1 protein-coding gene is annotated in these 1,254 nt (G+C 66.0%); it reads right to left on the bottom strand.

What is annotated here, in order from left to right:
• Positions 1-199: 199 nt before the first annotated feature.
• The gene (locus EV655_RS18530) at positions 200-1,228 is read right to left on the bottom strand and encodes an IS110 family RNA-guided transposase (protein WP_132546821.1); all 1,029 of its coding nucleotides are present in this window, start codon (positions 1,226-1,228) and stop codon (positions 200-202) included.
• Positions 1,229-1,254 lie beyond the last annotated feature (26 nt).

Raw genomic sequence — 1,254 nt, forward strand, 5'->3', positions numbered from 1 at the left:
GTGCTGACATGTGTCCGGCCTCTGGTGCGGCCATCTTCATGCCGCGGGCCCGTATGGTGTCCGCAGGTCGGGTCCAGATCAAAGCCGCGTGCTCGATGGCACTCTGTTGCGCTCTGGTTCTCCCGATCCCGTCTCACGACCGTTGCGCCAAACCTCTCCTTGCCCTCTTCCGCTCCGACGTCCTCGCGACCGTTACGGCTTACGCCACCGCGGCCGGAGACTGGTAGACGCCACCCCGGGCCATCAAGGCCCAGACGATCCGCGCCATCTTGTTCGCCAGCGCCACCCGCACCAGCATCGGCGGTTTGCGCGTCAGCATCCCGCCCAGCCAGGTGCCCGGTCGGGCCGCGGCATGGACATGCCGCTTGATGATGACGCTGTTGGCCCCGATGATCAGCAGCCGTCGCAAGGAGCGCTCGCCCATCTTGGTCGTGGCCCCGAGGCGCTGCTTGCCCCCGGTGGAATGCTGCCTCGGTGTGAGGCCCAGCCATGCCGCAAAATCCCGCGCCTTCCTGAACGTCTCCGGCGGCGGGGCCAGGACCGCGATGGCCGTGGCGATCAACGGTCCGATACCCGGAACGGTCATCAGGCGCCGGGCAACGTCGTTCTCCTTGGCCCGGCGGGTGATCTCGGCGTCGAGCTCGCCGATCTCCGTCTCCAGATGGGTGAGGGCTTCGACCAACACCTTCAGCGTGGCAATGGCATCGGCGGGCAGTCCGCTGTCCGGGTCCTCGACGATGGTGATCAATCGCGCGGCGTTGGCTGCCCCCTGCGGCACGATCTGGCCGAACTCCCCGAGATGGCCCCGGAGCGCATTGATCGCCTGCGTCCGCTGGCGGATCAGTAACTCGCGGATCCGGAACACCATCGCGGCCCCTTGGGTCTCTTCACTCTTCACGGGAACGAACCGCATCGTCGGGCGCATGGCAGCTTCGCAGATCGCTTCAGCATCGGCAGCGTCGTTCTTCTGGCGCTTCACGAACGGCTTGACGTAAGCGGGCGGGATGAGGCGGACCTCGTGGCCCAGCTTGCCAATCTCGCGGCCCCAGAAGTGCGCGCCGCCGCAGGCTTCCATCGCCACCAAGCAAGGCGGCAGGTGGCTGAAGAACGCCAGAACCTGATCCCGTCTCAGCTTCTTGCGCAGAACACAAAGCCCCGACGCGTCAGCGCCATGCACTTGAAACACATTCTTCGCCAGGTCGAGCCCGACCGTGATAATCTCCGACATGACCGCCCTCCTTTGTGGATCGTCGC

It is taken from the genome of Rhodovulum euryhalinum, from assembly GCF_004342445.1.
In the GTDB taxonomy this organism is placed as follows: Bacteria; Pseudomonadota; Alphaproteobacteria; order Rhodobacterales; family Rhodobacteraceae; genus Rhodovulum; species Rhodovulum euryhalinum.

What these genes read in the sequence shown, in the direction of transcription:
- EV655_RS18530 (WP_132546821.1), bottom strand. Translation starts at nt 1,228, where the DNA reads ATGTCGGAGATTATCACGGTCGGGCTCGACCTGGCGAAGAATGTGTTT.